19 protein-coding genes are annotated in these 17,207 nt (G+C 66.6%); all 19 read left to right on the top strand.

Annotated elements, in window-relative coordinates:
• The first annotated feature begins 1 nt into the window (after position 1).
• Entirely contained in the window at positions 2-214 is a 213-nt protein-coding gene (locus BLQ71_RS10535; protein WP_043146240.1) for a hypothetical protein, read from the top strand.
• Complete coding sequence (locus BLQ71_RS10530; protein WP_074621679.1) at positions 211-1,800, top strand: phage portal protein; 1,590 nt, start codon at positions 211-213, stop codon at positions 1,798-1,800. The genes BLQ71_RS10535 and BLQ71_RS10530 overlap by 4 nt, the downstream gene beginning before the upstream one ends.
• Entirely contained in the window at positions 1,790-3,184 is a 1,395-nt protein-coding gene (locus BLQ71_RS10525) for a S49 family peptidase (protein ID WP_074621678.1), read from the top strand. The genes BLQ71_RS10530 and BLQ71_RS10525 overlap by 11 nt, the downstream gene beginning before the upstream one ends.
• Positions 3,185-3,213: 29 nt before the next feature.
• Complete coding sequence (locus BLQ71_RS10520; RefSeq protein WP_074621677.1) at positions 3,214-3,633, top strand: cytoplasmic protein; 420 nt, start codon at positions 3,214-3,216, stop codon at positions 3,631-3,633.
• Positions 3,634-3,650: 17 nt separating this feature from the next.
• Positions 3,651-4,601, top strand: coding sequence for a Mu-like prophage major head subunit gpT family protein (locus BLQ71_RS10515; RefSeq protein WP_074621676.1), 951 nt, complete (start codon positions 3,651-3,653; stop codon positions 4,599-4,601).
• Between the two features lie 2 nt (positions 4,602-4,603).
• Entirely contained in the window at positions 4,604-4,981 is a 378-nt protein-coding gene (locus BLQ71_RS10510) for a hypothetical protein (RefSeq protein ID WP_074621675.1), read from the top strand.
• Complete coding sequence (locus BLQ71_RS10505) at positions 4,978-5,304, top strand: head-tail joining protein (protein ID WP_074621674.1); 327 nt, start codon at positions 4,978-4,980, stop codon at positions 5,302-5,304. Before BLQ71_RS10510 ends, BLQ71_RS10505 begins: the two co-directional genes overlap by 4 nt.
• Positions 5,301-5,933 (top strand): DUF6441 family protein, encoded by a 633-nt coding sequence (locus BLQ71_RS10500; protein WP_043146331.1) that lies wholly within the window; start codon positions 5,301-5,303, stop codon positions 5,931-5,933. The genes BLQ71_RS10505 and BLQ71_RS10500 overlap by 4 nt, the downstream gene beginning before the upstream one ends.
• 9 nt (positions 5,934-5,942) lie before the next feature.
• Positions 5,943-6,365, top strand: coding sequence for a hypothetical protein (locus BLQ71_RS10495; RefSeq protein ID WP_074621673.1), 423 nt, complete (start codon positions 5,943-5,945; stop codon positions 6,363-6,365).
• Between the two features lie 12 nt (positions 6,366-6,377).
• On the top strand, positions 6,378-7,328 hold the full coding sequence (locus BLQ71_RS10490) for a phage tail tube protein (RefSeq protein ID WP_074621672.1): 951 nt from the start codon (positions 6,378-6,380) through the stop codon (positions 7,326-7,328).
• A complete protein-coding gene (locus BLQ71_RS10485; protein ID WP_074621671.1) occupies positions 7,328-7,693 on the top strand; it encodes a hypothetical protein in 366 nt (121 codons plus the stop codon). The genes BLQ71_RS10490 and BLQ71_RS10485 overlap by 1 nt, the downstream gene beginning before the upstream one ends.
• A 74-nt stretch (positions 7,694-7,767) precedes the next feature.
• Positions 7,768-8,043, top strand: coding sequence for a DUF7697 family protein (locus BLQ71_RS10480; RefSeq protein WP_074621670.1), 276 nt, complete (start codon positions 7,768-7,770; stop codon positions 8,041-8,043).
• Positions 8,012-10,108: a hypothetical protein gene (locus BLQ71_RS10475; RefSeq protein WP_074621669.1), complete on the top strand. Its 2,097-nt coding sequence runs from the start codon at positions 8,012-8,014 to the stop codon at positions 10,106-10,108. Before BLQ71_RS10480 ends, BLQ71_RS10475 begins: the two co-directional genes overlap by 32 nt.
• Positions 10,108-10,791, top strand: coding sequence for a hypothetical protein (locus BLQ71_RS10470; RefSeq protein ID WP_069211066.1), 684 nt, complete (start codon positions 10,108-10,110; stop codon positions 10,789-10,791). Before BLQ71_RS10475 ends, BLQ71_RS10470 begins: the two co-directional genes overlap by 1 nt.
• A complete protein-coding gene (locus BLQ71_RS10465; RefSeq protein WP_069211065.1) occupies positions 10,788-11,378 on the top strand; it encodes a hypothetical protein in 591 nt (196 codons plus the stop codon). The genes BLQ71_RS10470 and BLQ71_RS10465 overlap by 4 nt, the downstream gene beginning before the upstream one ends.
• Entirely contained in the window at positions 11,375-11,812 is a 438-nt protein-coding gene (locus BLQ71_RS10460; RefSeq protein WP_074621668.1) for a DUF6950 family protein, read from the top strand. Before BLQ71_RS10465 ends, BLQ71_RS10460 begins: the two co-directional genes overlap by 4 nt.
• Complete coding sequence (locus tag BLQ71_RS10455; RefSeq protein WP_083342217.1) at positions 11,799-14,033, top strand: phage tail protein; 2,235 nt, start codon at positions 11,799-11,801, stop codon at positions 14,031-14,033. The genes BLQ71_RS10460 and BLQ71_RS10455 overlap by 14 nt, the downstream gene beginning before the upstream one ends.
• 13 nt (positions 14,034-14,046) lie before the next feature.
• A complete protein-coding gene (locus tag BLQ71_RS10450) occupies positions 14,047-16,833 on the top strand; it encodes a hypothetical protein (RefSeq protein WP_074621667.1) in 2,787 nt (928 codons plus the stop codon).
• Positions 16,830-17,156, top strand: a complete 327-nt coding sequence (locus BLQ71_RS10445; protein ID WP_074621666.1) for a hypothetical protein — start codon at positions 16,830-16,832, stop codon at positions 17,154-17,156. Before BLQ71_RS10450 ends, BLQ71_RS10445 begins: the two co-directional genes overlap by 4 nt.
• The last annotated feature ends 51 nt before the right edge of the window (positions 17,157-17,207 follow it).

The following is a 17,207-nucleotide window of genomic DNA, read 5'->3' as shown; positions in this document are numbered from 1 at the left end:
CATGAGCGACATCGACTACGCGGCGCGGCTTGCCCTGGTGCAGGCGGCGATCAACGCGATTCTGGCCGGCAAGATGAAGTCCTACGAGCTGGAAGGGCAGCGGGTGACCTACCTGGACATGCCCGCCCTTCGGGCCGAGGAACAGCGGCTGATCACGCTCAAGAACCGCGCGGCTGGCACGCGCAGCGCCTTCAAGCGCGGGGTCATGTCGTGAAGGTTGCCAAGCAGAACCTGGCGGACCGCCTGATCGGCTGGATCAGCCCGAAGACAGGTCTTGACCGTCTGCGCTATCGCAGCGCCCTCTCCACCGCGTCGGGCTATGCTGGTGCGCGGCGTGATCGGAACGTGACCGTCAACTGGCGTGGTGCTGCTGCCTCGGCGGATGCGGACACCTTGCCCGATCTCGACGAACTGCGCGGGCGGTCCCGCGACCTGGTCCGCAACGATCCGATCGGGCAGTCGTCGATCGCGACCAAGGTCACCAACGTGATCGGGGCCGGGCACATGGTCCGCCCGGAGATCGACGCGGAGCGGTTGCGGATGACGCCAGACCAGGCCCGCGCCTGGGAGCGCGAGGCGCTGGACATCTGGACCGACTGGGCCGGGTGCCGGGATTGCGACATTACGCGCGTCCAGACCTTCGGCGAGTTGGAGGACCTTGTCTTTCGGTCGCGGCTGCTGTCTGGGGATGTCTTTGTCGTTCGGCGGTTCAAGCGCCGGGCAGGGCGCCTGCTGGCGACGGCGGTGCAGGTGGTCGAGGCGGACCGGATCAGCAACCCGCACTGGCGGACCGACAGCGACGACATCGCCGGCGGGATCGAGTTCGACGAGGACGGTGCCGCCGTGGCCTACCACGTTGCGGACCGTTACGTCCTCGATCGTGGGTTGAAGGGCAGCACGACCTGGCAGCGCATCCCGGCCTACGGCGCGCGCGGTGAATGGCAGGTCCTGCACGTGCACAACACGCGCTGGCGCCCGGACATGAGCCGCTATGCCCCGATGCTGGCGCCGGTCATCACCTCGCTGAAACAGCGGTCGGAATACACCGAGGCAGAGTTGCAGGCCGCTGTGGTCAGCGCCTGTTTCGCGATCGGGATGACCTCGGAGGGGGGCGACCTGTCGGAGGGGCTGAAAACCTCCGGTTCAGGTGGGTCGGACGCGAAACAGGACATCCGGCTGACTGATCCGGGGATGGTGTTCGACCTGCTGCCCGGCGAGTCCGTGCAAAGCTTCGCGCCCGGGCGCCCGTCGCCGCAGTTCACGCCGTTCATCGAGGCGGTGGCGCAGGAGGTGGGGGCAGGGACCGATCTGCCCTACGAGCTGCTGCTGAAGAAGTTCCAGGCCAGCTATTCCGCCAGCCGCGCCGCGCTTGAAATGGCCTGGCAGTTCTTTCGCGTGGACCGGGCGCAGCATGTCGCCCAGTTCTGCCGTCCTGTCTACGAGGCCGTGATCTCGGAGGCGGTGGCGCGCGGGTTGATCGCGGCGCCCGGGTTCTTCGACAACCCGCTGATGCGGCAGGCCTACCTGCGCGCGACCTGGATGGGACCGGCGCGGATCTCGATCGACCCGGTCAAGGACGCAAAGGCGGACCGGGAATACCTGGACATGGGCGCCACCTCGCTGACCGCGATCACCGCGGCGCGCTTTGGCCTGGATCACCGCGACGTCCGCAAGCGGCGGCAGGAGGACGGCAGCGATGCTGTCGGCGCCTCCGGATTAGCCGCCGAAGGTCCGGACGAGGAAGACGACGACGACACGTCGGACACTGAAACAGCACCGGGGGCACGCCATGCCATTTGAAAGCACGATGCAGGTTGACCGCTCGGGCCGCATCTGGGCGATGCGGCCGGATGAAATGATGATCGCGCAGGCCGTGCGTCAGCGTGAAGCCGCGCGCAGTGCGCAGTCGACCGAGGAGGTCGCGGCTCTGGCCGATGGTGAAATCCTCGACGGGTCCGATTTTGCCCGCGTGGTCGATGGCGTGGCCGTGGTGCCCGTTCGCGGTCTGCTGCTGCGTCAGTTCTCTTTCTACTTCTGGTCCTATGAAGAGATCGCGCGGGACGTGGCCCGGGCACAGGCGGACCCCGCGGTGCGCGCCATTGTCCTGGACATCGACAGCGGCGGCGGCATGGTGGCCGGCTGCGACGACTGCACCCGGTTCCTGCGCGAGAGCGGCGACAAGCCGGTCGAGGCGTTTGTCGGCGGCACGGCTGCCTCTGCGGCCTACTACCTGGCCAGCGCGGCCAGCCGCATCACCGTCGGGTCGGGCGCGATGGTCGGATCTGTCGGGGCCGTCATCGAATACATCGACATGGAACCGCTGTTCGAGGCGATGGGCGCAAGGATCGTCCGCGTGGTCGCAGAGCAGAGCCCGAACAAGCGGCTGGATCCCGAGAGCCCTGAGGGCAAGGCCGAACTGCAGGCGCTGGTCGATGCAGCCGGGCAGGAGTTCGTCGACACCGTGGCCGAAATGCGGGGTGTCACCTCAGCCGAGGTGCTGGACCGCTTCGGGCAGGGCCTCGTCTTTGACGGGGCCGAGGCGCAGCGCCGCGGGATGGTCGATGCGCGCGGGACGATGTCCGGCGTGATCGGCGCACTGTCTGGTGCGCGAGACATGGAAACCGGTTCGGGGCTGGCGGCCCGGACCAATGAAACCGCGGCCCCCGCCACCGCAGCAAAGGAGACTTCCATGAACTGGGAAGATCTGACCCTGGCCGGGCTGCGCGAGCATCGGGCCGACCTGGTGACCGAGATCGAGAGCGCGGCCAAGTCCGGCGCGGCCTCGGACACTGAAACCGCCGTCGCCGCAGCGTTGGAGAAAGAGCGGTCCCGTGTGGCAGCCATCGACGACATCGCCCGCCCGGGGGCCGAGGACATGGTCGCCAAGGCCAAGGCCGAAGGCTGGACCGCCGAGACGCTGGCGCTGGAAATGGTCAAGGCGGACAAGGCCAAGGGCGCCGGCTACGTCGCGGACCTGGCTGCGCAGGACGATGCGGCGGCGGTGGTGCCGAAACGCCCGACCCTGACCGAAGGCGCGGGTGGCACGCCCGAGGAACAGGCCGAGGCCGCCTGGGACCGCGACGCCGACCTGCGCGCCGAGTTCGGCGGTAACAAGGACGCTTACCTGAAGTTCCAGGAGGCCCAGGCTTCGGGCCGCGTTCGTATCCTCAACCGGGCTGGCTGATCGCCCGCTGATCGAAAGGAAACAGAAAGATGACGACTCTTCCCGCAGACAGCCCGCGGCAGTACCTGCCGGGCGACCAGAGCGCCTATCCGGTGATCGCGTCCGACGTGATCTACGAGGGCGCCGCCGTCGGTGAAAACGGGTCGGGCTATGCCCGCCCGCTCCAGGCCGGGGACCGGTTCCTGGGCTTCAACATCGAGACCGCCGACAACTCGGCCGGGTCCGCCGGTGACATCGACGTGACGGTGCGCACCAAGGGCAAAATCAAGCTGGCGGTCGCGTCCGTTGCGATCACCGACAACGATCGTCCGGCGGTCTACGCCAGCGACGACGACACCTTCACGCTGGTTGCCAGCGGCAATTCCCACATCGGCTATGTCGAACGCTTCGTGTCCTCTGGCGTGGCGATCGTCGAGTTCGACGCAGCGCTTGTCGGCGCGGCGGCCTGATCACAGGAGACAGACAGATGAGCAAGAACAAGGGCCTTTCTTCCCGGGCCATCATCGGGACCTTCTACCAGCGGCTCGAAGAGATCATGTCGGAGGGCTGGATCAATGATATCTCGGCCACGTTCGAGTCCGACCAGGACTCTGAGACGTACAAGTGGCTGGGCGCCGCTCCGCTGATGACGGAATGGAAGGGCAGCCGGATCATCGACGGGTTGCGCGAGAACGGCATCACCATCGAGAACATCCACTGGGCAAACGGGATCGGAATCCCGATCAGCTGGATCCGCCGCGACAAGACCGGGCAGATCATGCGCCAGATTGACGACCTGGCGGTGTCGGCGGCGAACCACAAACACGAACTGATCGTTGACATGCTGGACGGCGCCGAGGCCCTGGTTTGCTACGATGGCCAGTATTTCTTCGATACGGACCATTCCGAAGGCGAAAGCGGAACGCAGTCGAACGACCTGTCGGTCGACATCAGCGCGCTTCCGGCTTCCGTCCACGGATCGACCACATCACCGTCGGCGGAGGAAGTGCGTGGCATGGTCACGGCCTGCATCAAGGCCATCAAGGGCTTCAAGGATGATCGGGGCCGCCCGATGAACCGCTCGGCGCGGAATTTCACTGTCGTGGTTCCCAACGGATACCTGGATGCTGCAATGGCGGCGATCTACAACCCGATCCTCGGTGGCGGTGACACCAACTTCTTGCCGAACATGCCGAACTACAACATCACGCTCGCAGACGATTCCGGCCTGTCTTGGACCGACAAGCTGTGCGTGTTCCGTTCGGATGGGCAGGCGGCCCCGGTGATCTGGCAGCAGGAAACCGAACCGCAGATGAAGGCCAAGGCGGAGGGCTCGGAAGAAGAGTTCGACAACGACCGCTGGACCTTTGGTCTCGACTACTGGGCGAACTGCGGTCCCGGCTTCTGGCAGCATGCCTGCATGGCGACGGCGACCTGATCATGATCAAGGTTCGCGTAATCAAGCCCGAGGGGGCCGCGCTGCGCGGCCCCTGCAAGGTCAAGCTGACCAAGGAACAGTGGGAACGGCGTGTCTCTGTCCTGGGTCCGGTGCCCAAACGCCTGAAGGCGGTCGACCTCGACGGCGGTCAAAGGCTGATGTTCAAGCGGGGCGAGGTCATCGAGGTGGCGGATTTCAAGGGGCGGCTCAGCCCGGCCTTGTTCGAAGAGGTCAATCCGGAGCCCGGGGCTGAGACCGGGACGGAACCGGCGACAGTTCCCGATCCGGCCACCGGTTCAGTCCAGCAACCTCCGGACGCACCCACCACCGAACAGGATGACAGCGCGGGCGGTGATCCCCAGGCGGGGCCGCCCGCGTGACATTCGCCGCCGACGCCTCTGCCATCTTCGACGGGCCGCTGGGGGTGGATGCCACCTACACACCGGCCTGGGCAGGGCCGCCGGACCCTGAGCCGGAGGACTTGGCGATCCGCGTGATGCCTGACCTGTCCGACAGTCAGGACGGGTTCGGGGCGGGCACGTTCGTGTCCGCCTCGGCGGGCTTCTGGGTGCTGGTCTCGGATGTGGCCGCGCCAGTGGCGGGCGACACGATCACCGTCGACGGTGCAACCTACACTGTTCAGGGCGAGCCGGTTCGGGATGAGCGCCGCCTGAAATGGCGGATCGAGGCGCGCCCGGCATGAGCCTGCGCGTGACACAGGACGGCGACCTGCGCGACATCACCCGCCGGGACTTTGAGCAGCTGGAGCGCAGCCACACGGCGGCGATGCGGCGGGCGGGCCAGTTCCTGCAGGATGCCTGGCGCGACGAGATCCGCGAAAGCGGGCTGGGCGGGCGGCTGGCCAATTCGGTCAGGCACCAGACCTATCCGCAGGGGCAGAACAGCATGAACGCGGCGGCGCTGGTCTGGGCCAACTCGCCCAAGATCATCCTGTCGCATCTCGAAGGATCGCTGATCCGGTCGCCCAACGGGTTGTACCTTGCGATCCCGGCGCCGGGGGCCGGCAAGCAGCGGTTCGGGCGCAAGATGACGCCCGCCGCCTTCGAGCAGAAGACCGGGCTGAAGCTGCGGTTCGTCTACCGCGACAGCCGCGTCAGTTTCCTGGTGGCCGATGGCACCCGGATCAACAAGAGCGGGTTTGTCCGCCAAAAGCGCGGGCGCCGCCGGAAGGACGGAATACTGACCGGGGAACAGACCTCGGTCGTCTTCTACCTCGTGAAACAGGTCAAGCTGCGCAAGAAGCTGGATTTCCTCGCGAAGTCGGACGGCTGGGCGGCGCGCATCCTCGATTCCGTGGGCTTTGAAGAATGAGGGGCAGGGATGCCGAGTGATGTCGAGGCGCGCCTGTCGGCGTTGCACACACTGGCGAACGGCGCGGTGACAGGCGGTGTCGAGCGCAACCTTGTCGTTCCGGAGGCTATTCCCGCCGCCGGTCTGGTGATCATGCGTGACGGCCGCCCGGTGGTCGAAAGCGTGACCCTGCCGCGCACCTATCACCTCGACCACGATGTCGAGTTCGAGTTCTACGCCCAGGGCGCCACGGGCCGCGAGGCCGTGACAGACGCCCGCCGTCAGGAGCTGGGCGCCGCGATCGAGGCGGACCGGACGCTGGGCGGTCTCTGCGACTGGGTCGAGGCGCAGCCGGTCGAGAGCGACGATCAGCGCGTCCAGGGCGGCAAAAGCATGCGTGTGGACGTGGTGCGGGTCACCCTGTCCTACGCCACCACAAACCCTTTGACCTGAAGGAGGCCTGACATGGCACGAGGAAGGGGCGAGCGGTCACTGGCCGCCGCGGCATTCGAAAGCACCGAAAAGACGGCACCGGGCAGCGGGTTCTATTTCCTGCCGCACATGTCCAACGGGCTGGCGCTGGACCGGGGGCTGATCGAGGATGACCTTGTCGGCACCCGCGACCCGGGCGATGCGGACCTTGACGTGGCGAATGTCGCGGGCGACATCGGCATCCCGATTGACCTGGAGGCCCTGGGCTTCTGGCTCAAGGCGCTGATGGGCGCGCCGACTAGCGGCGACAACTCGGGTAACTCTGGCTACTACATCCACACGTTCGAATCCGGTGCCTGGTCGCTGCCCAGCTTCAGCCTGGAAAAGCAGGTGCCGGACGTTCCCAGCTACGAGATGTTCCGCGGCTGTCGCGCCGACACCCTGCGCCTGACGCTACAACGGGGTGGGCGGGTCAATGGAACGGTGGGCGTGATCGGGCAGGCGGTGACGGCCCCGGCCTCCAGCACCGCCGCCGGGACGCCGTCCAGCTACGCGCTGTCGCGCTTCATGCAGCGGCAGGCTAGCGTCGAGATCGACGCCTCGGCGCAGGCGAACGTGGTCTCGGCGGATTTCACGTTCAGCAACAACCTGGACCAGGTGGACACGGTGACCGGCGATGAGTTCATCGGCGGGCTGGACCCGATGCGTGCCGCCATGACCGGGAACCTGCGGTTGCGTTTCGCCAGCGAAAGCCTGTTCGCCACCGCCAAGGCGGGCACGCCGATCGCGCTGTCCTTCGTGCTGACGAAATCGTCCACGGAAAAGCTGACCCTGGCCATGCCGCGCGTCTTCCTGTCCGTCCCCGGCCGCCCGGTCGAGGGGCCCGGCGGGATCGAGGCCAACTTCAGCTTCATGGCGGCGCGCGCCACCGACGACAGCGCGATGCTGACCGCAACCCTTTTGAACACGGTGGAGAGCTACTGATGCTGAACCTGAACCTGAAACCCGAACCCTACTGGATCGACCTGCCGCGCGGCGTGCAGGTGCAGGTCCTGCCTGCTGGCAGCACGATCGTCGAGCAAGTCCGCCTGGACATGCGCCAGGGCGCGGACCCTGACGCAGATCCCGAAGATGCTGCGCCCCAGCCCGCCGGGATGGTGCCCTTTGCCAAGGGGCTGGCGCGGGCGGTGATCGTCGCCTGGGAGGGCGTCGGCGACGAAAACGGCAACCCGATCGAACCCTCGCGCGACTACATCAACGCGATGCTTGAGGACGGGATGATCTACCGGGCGTTCATGGACAAGTACGTCCTGCCCGCGCTGGCGGTGGACGAAGAGGGAAACGGCTGAGCCGTCGGGCCGAATGGCATTTCGGCTCGGACGGCTATTGCAGCAGTTGCGCGGGCGTCTGTGACGCCTGCCCGATGAAGGTGAACGCACCGCAGAGCATCGAGGGGCGGCAGGTCTGGGACCTGGCCCTGCGCTGCGGCGGACAGATCCGCGCCCTGCCTGGCCGGGTCATCGGATACGACATGACCGCCGTGCTGGCGGTCGGGGATGCCCTGGGCATCCCGCGCATCGCCGTGGCGGAGCTGATGCCACGGATCGAGCAGGCGGCGGTGGCCGCGATCAACGAAGCGGCAGACCAGGAAATCGAAAGCGCAGGACATGGTGCAGCGGAAGGTCACATACCGGGCTGAACTCGCCGGCGGCCAACAGGTCGAGGGCGGGTTCAAGAAGATCGGCGACTCGGGCCGGCAGGCCTATGAAAAGATCGACCGCGGGCAGAAGTCGGCGGAGAAGTCGGCCAAGGCGTTCGAGCGGATGCTGGATGCGGAGGAACGGCAGTTCAAGGCGCTCAAGGCCAGCATCGACCCGGCCTATGCCGCCCAGATGCGGTTCGAGAGGGCGCAGGCCCAGGTCAACCGGGCGGTGAAGCTTGGGGTCACTTCTCAGCAGGAGGCCGCCGAGGTTCTTCGCGGCCTCGAGACGCGCTCGCGCAGCGCGGCCACGGCGATGGAATTGGTCGACACGGCCAGTGTCGGGGTAAATAGGGGTCTTAGTCCTGCGGCTCAAAACAATGCCAAGATGTTCGCCTACCAGCTGAACCAAGTGGCACAACAGGGCGCTGTGACGGGCAACTACATGAACGCACTTTCCATTCAGGCGGCAGACATGTTGGCTGTTTTTGGTCTTTGGGGTGTTCTTGCTGGCGGTGTGACCGCCGTCATGGGTCCGCTCGCCATGTCGTTCTTCGATGCTGCGGACGGTGGAAAGGAATTTGAGGACTCCCTCGCCGATTTGGATCTGATCATGTCGGACCTTGGGGATTCGTCCGACTTGCTCGCGATGGATCTTGTGGAGTTGACCAACAAGTACGGTGCTGCTGCGGACAGGGTTAGAGAGTTCGCCCAGTTCCAGGCCCAGATCCGGGTCAGCGATGCGCGAGAGGCTCTGCAGGCCCAAACGAGTGTGCTGGACGATCTCCTGACGCAGTTCATCATTTCGACGGAAAGCGGCTACGCTTTTGAAAGGACCATCGACCGAATTTCGACTGCGTTTGGGACCAGTCGTACCGAGGCAATCGCACTCGAACAAATCCTGCAGGACATGTTCACGGCGTCCACCTTTCCCGAACAGCAGAGAGCGCTGGAGGAAATGGTCGCGTTTCTCGAAAGGGCGGGTGTGGAAGCCAACAATCTTCCGCCAGAGTTCCGCGCGGCAGTGGACCGCATGATCGAATTGTCGAACGCGACAGACGCTGCCGCCGCACTGGCGCGGGATGTCGGAGACGCAGCAGAAGGGATTAGCTTCGACGGCGCAAAGAAAAGTGCCGAGGGGTTGGTCGATCAACTACGGCAAGCCTTTGTCTACGCTGCCGGTGTCGCTCAGGCGCTTGCGGACAATGCCGTCTATGCAAACCGGGTCGGGCGCGGGCGTGGGGGCGATCCCCGCAACTTCGGGGGGTCCATCAAGGACTGGCAGACGAACGATCCGCGGGCCCAGCTTGCCAAGAGCTTGCAATTCAAGCTGCCGGACGTCGCCGGCGGTGGCGGCGGTGCTGCCTCGCGAGAGGCCAACCGGCTGGATCAGGAGGCGCTGCGCATCCGCCGGGCCACCACAACGGCACTGGAGAAATACAACGCCAAGATGCGGCTGGCGCAGGAGCTGCTGGAAACGGGCCGGATCAGCCAGGAGGTCTACAACCGCCATGTCGAGGCCACGAAAGAGGCCTACCGCAAGGCCAGCGAGGGACAACAGCAGTTCACCCGCTACGTCCAGCAGGGCCGGGATGCGGTGATCAACACGATCATGGGCCAGAAAAACGCCTTTGATCAGCTCAAGCAGGCCATTGCCCGCGCCGCCATCGAATACGCGCTCTATCGCACCATCGCGGGCCAGCCGGTGACGGGTGGCATCATGGGGCTGGTCAAATCGGTGGTCGGGGGCCTCCTGCCCAGCTTCGACACGCGCGGCTATACCGGCAACGGGCCGCGCTCTGGCGGGGTCGATGGCAAGGGCGGGATGATGGCCGTCGTGCACCCGCGCGAACGCTGGTCCTCGGACGCGGCGGGCGACTATCGGCGCGGGTCGGGTGGCCGTCAGCAGGATATCCCGTTCATCGGCATCGGTGACGGCGTGCAGGTGCAGTGGATGCGCGCGGCAGAGGCCCGCAGCCTGCAACAGCTTGGCGGCTACGCGCAGTTCCAGCGCCAGAACTTCGGCGCCATGATTGGCGAGCTGCAGGGCAGGGGAACACTCTGATGGCGCGCGAGATCCTGACCGTGCCACGCAGCCTTGTCCGGTCCAGTGGCATTAACTGGACCCTCGACCATCGCGGCCAGGACGCGGGGCCGACAACGAACAACATCAACCAGATGTTCACCTCGGCCTTTCCGCATTGGACGGGGCAGCCGAAGCTGCACCTGCACCGCGCTGCGATCCTGCATTGGCGGGCCGTGGTCAGCATGGCGCGCGGGCGCGAACGGGTGATCCGCCTGCCGATGATCGACCCGCTGGGGACGGACTGGGCGGCGATGGCGGGCAGTCATGCCGCGCAGGGCGTGCCGTTTTCCGAAGGCCAGTATTTCTCGAACGGGCTGGGGTTCGCCTATACGCCCTTCGGCCTGGCGGTCGGCGCCCATGCGATCGGGGCCACGCAGATCACCGTCGATTACGCGCCCACGGGCACGCCGGTCCAGATGGGCCAGCGGCTGAGCCACGACGACTGGCCCTTCGAAGTGGTCGGCGTGCTGGACACCAGCGGCACGGAACAGACCCTGCAGGTGGAACCCTGCCTGCGCAGCGCGGTGAGCGATGGCGACATCGTCCATTTCGAGGCGCACGGGCTGTTCGAACTGGTCAATCCGACCGGGGCCGCGCCGCATTACGCGCGCGATCACCGCGCCCGGCCAGAGATCGCGCTGCGCGAGGTGGTGACGCGATGAGTTTTTTCCCCAGCGGATACGATTTCCGGGCGCAGTCGCAGCGGTTGCTGCACCTGGCCAATGTCAACACGCCCGACGGCGACTACGGGTTCATCCTGGGCGCCGATGGCAAGTTCACCGACATCGACGGCAAGACATGGTGGGGGTCGCGCCTGGTGCAGGCGGATGCGCTGGGGTTCGGGCTGAATGGAACGGCCAAGGCCTCCAGCGTGTCGCTGTCCTTTTTCGAGGACCCGGTCGATCCATCCGACCTGGTGACGCAGATCACCGAGCTGGGGTCTGCCTACGTCAAGGGGCGGGCCTTTACCCGCTACCTGCAGGTCTTCGACAGCGTGGAACAGATGTATGCGCCCGTGCATGCGCCGCGCCAGGTCACACAGCTGACGATGGATCATATCACCATCGACGCGCCCGATGACGTGGTCCGGGTGATCCGCCTGCACATGGAAAGCCCGTTCCGGGTGCGCAACGGCGCGCGGCGGCTGGTCTACAACACTGCCGACCATTCCCGGCAACTGGGCGAGGACAACCCCAGCTACGAGTTCATCCCGACCGAACCCCGCCAGGAAAAGAGCATCATCGGATGACCCGGCTGCAACTGTTCATCCAAGGCTGGCTTGCCGAGCCCGCCCGATGGGGTGTGTCCGATTGCTGCCTGTCGGCGCTGGACTGGGCCGGGCAGGTGCGCGGCCTCGACCTGACCGAGGACCTGCGCCTGACCTACGAGGACGCGGCCCAGGCGCAGCGCGTCACGCGGTTTTTCACCCAGCCCTTGCGGCTGGCCTCCGAGATCCTGGAGGGCAGGGCGGGCCTGTCCCCGGCGCGCGAGGCGGTGCGCGGGGACGTGGCCGTGTTCAAGCTGTTTCACCCGGGGCGGGGGCAGGTGATGCCGGTGGGCGGCATCTGCATCGCTCCGGGGCTGTTTGCCTGTCGGGGGGAACCTGGCGGGCAGGCGCCCATGCATTCGGTGCGGCCGGAAAGGATCATGCGCGCATGGGAGGTGGGATATGACGGGGCGTAGAAGGCTGCTGGGGGCGCTGCTGGTGACAACGGCGCTGTCGGCGCCTGTGCCGGCTCATGCCGGGCCGGTGGTGGGGTTCGTGGCTGGCCTTGTCCAGGGGATCACTGGGCTGTCGCTGGGCGTATCGGCTTTGGCGCCCGGGTTTGTGACGGGTGTCCTGGCATCGACCTACGTCACGGGGTTCTTCGGTACGCTGGCGGGGCGCGCCCTGCTGGCCCTTGGAACCTCGGCGCTTGTCTCGGCCCTGACGCCGCAGCCGGAACTGCCCAAACCGTCGGAGCGCCTGTCGAATTACATCCAGTCCGCCGCGCTGATGGAGCGCGCCTATGGCAAGCTGCGCAAGGGCGGTCCGGTCGGCTTCCGCTCCGGGCTGGTAGACAACCGGCGGCACATGACGGTGACCCTGGCCGCGCATCCCACCAATGGGCCGGTGGCGCATTTCCTCGACTTCGAAGAGGTGACGGTCAACGAGGTCGGGAACGTCGTGTCGGACCGCTACCGGCGTAGTGCCTATTCCGCGACCGACGCGGAACGCGGGTCCTACGTCAACATTCGCACCCACACCGGTGGGCCGTCGCAGGCGGTGGATGCGATCCTGGATGCCGAGTTTGCCGAGATCACCGCCAACCATGACTTTGCCGGGCACAGCTACGCGGCCATCCAGTACCGCCGCGCCGCCGCCGAACAGGCGCTGAAGGTCTACACCCAGGGGCGCGAACCGGACTACGCCCCGGTCTGGGAGTTCTGGAACGAGATCTACGACCCGCGCGACGACAGCACCGGCTACAGCAACAACTGGGCGCTGTGCTTTGCGCATGAGCTGGTCACCGTCTGGGGCTTCGAGGTCGACTGGGACCGGGTCGCGATCGAGGCGGATGTCTGCGACGAAAGCGTGACCAACCGCGACGGCGGATCGCAGTCGCGCTACACCTTCAACCATACTTTCACCGACGACCAGAACTTCGAACAGGTCCGGGCCCAGTTCGTCGCCGCGGCCAACGGGTTCATCTGGCAACGCCCGGACGGCAAGGTGGATTTCTACGCCGGGCGCTGGATCGAACCGACCCTGACCCTGACCGCCAGCGATTTCGAGTCGCTGTCGATGGTCGAGGGCAACTTCGGGATGAACCCGCCGACCGAGTACGTCGCCGAGTACCGCGAACCCGGCAATGCCTACCGAGAGACGCCGTCCGCGCCGTTCATCGTGGACGCGGTGGCGCCTCGCATCGCGCGCCCGCTGGCGATCTACGGCATCGACAACCACAACCAGGCGCTGCGCGTGCTGAAACCGCTGGCCCGGTCGGAACGGGCGCCGATCAAGCTGTCCGGCACCCTGCGCCTTGCGGGGTTCGAGGTGATCGGCGGGCGGGAATGGTCCGAGGCCAGCAGCGGCGCGAAACAGTTGGCGCACCGCTTCGTCACGGTGCAGCACCCGATCCTGTTGCGGGACGTGACCTGCGAGGTCTCAATGATCGAGATGAACGCCGACGGCACCAGCTTTCAGATCGAGCTGGCCGAAAGCGTCGAGGAGGACTGGACCTTCACTGCCGCGACCGAAGAACCGGCGCCCCCCAGCTACAACAACGACGACGTGTCCGGGTCCGACCCGGTCGACCCGATCGCCGACCTTGCCGGTTCCGTGGTCGAGGGCACGGGCGGGGTGGCGCAGATCATGTGGACCTGGACGGCGCCGGATGACCTGTTCCCGGTCCTGCGGCTGCGCCGCGACGGCGACGAATGGGTCGAGGTCGAGCTGCAGGAAGGCGCCAGCGAATACGTCCAGACCGGATTGGTGGACGGCGCCACCTACGAGGCGCAGATCCGCGCGCGCACCTCGGGTTATGACGTCAGCGAATGGAAGCCGGACACGCCGCTGTCGGTGGTGGCAGTGGCCAATACCACGGCGCCGGCGGCGCATGGGTCCGGCAACCTGTCGGTGTCCAAGTCCGGCAGCGACGTGACCGTGGCTTTCACCTCGCCCGATGACGCGGCCTACTACGCCACCCGGATCTACCGGGCGGATTATGCCGCCGCGTATTCCGGTCCCTTCGACCTGGGCGATGCGGTGCTTGTGCGCACGGAATACGGTCTGCCGGACGCAGACGACGAATGGCTCGACGCCTCTTTGGCGGCGGGCGTCTACGCCTACTGGGTCGCGCCGATCAATGCCTCTGGCATCGAGGGCGACGAGACCGGCCCGGAAACCATCGAAATCACCTGACAGAGAGGCGAGCATGGCTGTTGCTCTTCCCGCCCGCACCGTGGTGCTGGGCCTTCCCAATCGTGCGGACCACCAGGTCGTTTCGACCGAGCTGGCGACGCTGCTGGCGTATTTCGAGAGCCTGCTGGGCTCGGCCATCGGCTATTACGAGGACGATCTTGCCGATCTGCCCACGGCCTCGGGCGTGACCAGTGGCAGCTTCGCGATGGTGCTGAACGATGCCACGGCCTCGAACCGCGGTGTCTACCAGGAACAGTCCGACGCCTGGGTCAAGGTCGCCGACCTGCCCGAGGGGTTCACCTCGTCGGACCCGGTGATCCTGACGGCGGGCGGGACGGCGGATGCGATCGCGGCCACCGCGAACCGGTCCTGGCAGTCGGGCGCCTTTGCCGAGACCTTCACCATGCAGGTGGCAGCGGACAATACCGGCGCCGTCACCGTTGCTGTGGACGGGGGCAGCGCGCTGGCGCTGGTCGACGCGGACGGCAGCGCCCTGGCGGCCGGGTTCCTGGTCGAGGACATGGTCATCGACTTCCGCTACGACGGCACGCAGTACCGGCTGACCTCGACCTCCAGCGCGGCGGCCACGCTGTCGGGCGCACAGGCGGCACAGGCGGCGGCAGAGGCCGCGCAGACCGCGGCAGAGCTGGCAGAGACCGGGTCCGAGGCCGCGCAGACGGCGGCGGAGGCGGCGCAGGGCGTGGCCGAACTGGCCGCGCAGGCGGCGGGGAATCCGATCTATGCCAGCCTGGCGGCGGGCGAGGCGGCCACGGTCAGCGACGACATCTTCCTTGTGTCGACGGCGCCGGGCATGCGCGTCTACCAGAACGTCAGCGGCGCGGGCGTGCTGCTGGGGTGGCTGGGCGACATCGTCTACGATGACCGGGCGGCGCTGGCCAGCGCCAGCCACACGGGGTTCGCCAATGGCACGATCGTGCGGACGCGGTCCGAGGGGCTGGCCGTGCAGGTCGTGGCCTCTGGCGGAGATTTCACCAACGCCGGCGGGGTCGCGTTCGAGGTCCTGCCGGACAGCCGGGGCCGCTATCACCTGGCAGCCTTCGGCACGACCGGCGCGGCGCTACAGGCGGCGGTGACGCGGGCGGCGGGGGCCGAGATCGTCACCAAGCGCGGCACCACGATCAACTTCTCGACGGCGATCACCCTGCCGTCGGGTGGGGTGCATTTCTCGGGCCGGGGCACGCTGAATTACACCGGGTCGGGCGCCGCCTTCACCGCGTCGGCGGCGATTGACGATTTCCGGGCGCGGCAGGTCACCCTGTCCTGCGATGCCTCGCAGCGGATCTTTGACCTGGCCCACGGCGTGGGCTTCCTGCAGTTCCACGACACGGTGCTGACCGGCTGGGACAAGTGCATCGACACCACGACGCAGACCATCACGATCGACCGCATCCGGCTGACCGACAACTATGTTCATGACTGCGGATCCGGCTTCATCGTGCAGGCGGACCAGATCGGCACCGGGCGCGCGACGGGCAACTACTTCCTCGACATCACCCGCGCCGGGACGATCTTCTGCATCCAGTTCGGCGGGAACGACACCGACGAAATGGACAACCGCGGCGATTACGTGATCGAGGGCAATGTCTTTGAGAACATCGTGTCCAGCGTGTCCGATGCGGAAACCCACGCCGCGATCTGTTTCGGCAAGCGGGCGGTCATCAGCGGCAACATCGTCTTCGATCTCTACAACGCCGGCACGCAGGATGCCGAGGCGATCTATACCAAGTGCCGGTTTTCCAACGTCAGCGACAACGTGATCGAGAACGGCGGGCGCGCGAACAACGGCGCGATCGCGGTCAAGGGCCTGTCGCGCGAGGCCTCGCCGCTGGATGCGCCCTATGGCTATGCCTGCGTCGTGTCGGACAACGTCATCAAGTGCGATGGCACCTCTGCCAACCAGACCGGCATCTACATCCAGGCGGAAAACGTCAGCTGCACCGGCAATTACACCGAGGGCTGCACCCAGTACGACATCGCCGTCTCGGCCCGCGACGGCCACGGGGTCAACGTCTCGGACAATGTCAGCGCCAAGTCGAAGGCGGTCAGCGTGATCTTCACCTGGCTGGACACCAACGATGTGGCGATCCGCGGCAACGTGATCACCGAATACCTTGGCGCCGATTCCCAGACCTGTTCGATCATCATGCTGGAGACGGCCACCACCGGCCCGAAACAGTATTCCTGCACCGGCAACGTGATCTCCGTCGATGCGGCGACGGCGGCCTCGATCGTCTACGGCATCCGGATCAACACGGAAAACGACGGATCGACCTTCGAGCGGATCAGCATCATCGAGAACATCGTCGACGTGTCGAACGCCGGGTCCAACTTCGGCATTGCCATCGGCGGGTCCGAGACGGTGCAGGACCTGCTGGTCGCCATGAACCAGGTCAAGGCCGCCACGGGCAACGAATTCGACATCGCCAGCGGCGTGACCCTGGCGGGCACGATCCGGATCGCCAACAACGTCTTCCGCGGCATCTTCAAGCGCACCACGGCCCAGACCCTGACCTATGACATGGTCGGGCAGAACTGCATCTACACCGGCGGCACGGCGGCGAACTGGACGCTGCCGCCCGCCGTGGTGGGCGCGACATTCACCCTGGCCAACCGCAACACCGGCGGCAATGCGGTCGGCTATGTCGTCACCAGCGGGGACAGCTTTCACGGTAGCGCCAGTACGGCCACCATCGCCGTGCCCGGCTGCATCACCGTCGAATGCCTGGAGGCGGGGATCTGGGAGGTGGTCAGCGCCGCCGGGGCGGTCACCTTCGCATGACAGAGGAACGACTGGCCGCCGAACTGGGGCGCCTCGCCGGGACGATGGAACGCATGCTGCACGAGGCAGAGACCCAGCGGGCGGCGACCGAGGGTCTGCGCGAGGAACTTGTCCGCCAGAGGCAGGAGGACAACCTGCGCGAGTTGCGCATCAGCGGGATCGAGGCGCGGCTGGACGAGGTCGAGCCGGTCACGCGATCCGTCACCAGCTGGAAGGCCCGCATGACCGGCGCGGGGATCGTTCTGGGCTGTCTCGGGTCGATGGCTGCCGGGGGCGTGGCGCTGTTCTGGGACAAGCTGGCCCAGGCCCTGGGCCTCAAGTGAAGCGCTGCCTGGCGCTGAACCTCTGGGGCCTCTGGCGCCGGGGGCCGCTGC

This window comes from Antarctobacter albus (genome assembly GCF_900101505.1).
Taxonomy (GTDB): Bacteria; Pseudomonadota; Alphaproteobacteria; order Rhodobacterales; family Rhodobacteraceae; genus Antarctobacter; species Antarctobacter albus.
This window is presented reverse-complemented; position numbering and strand designations above follow the sequence as displayed.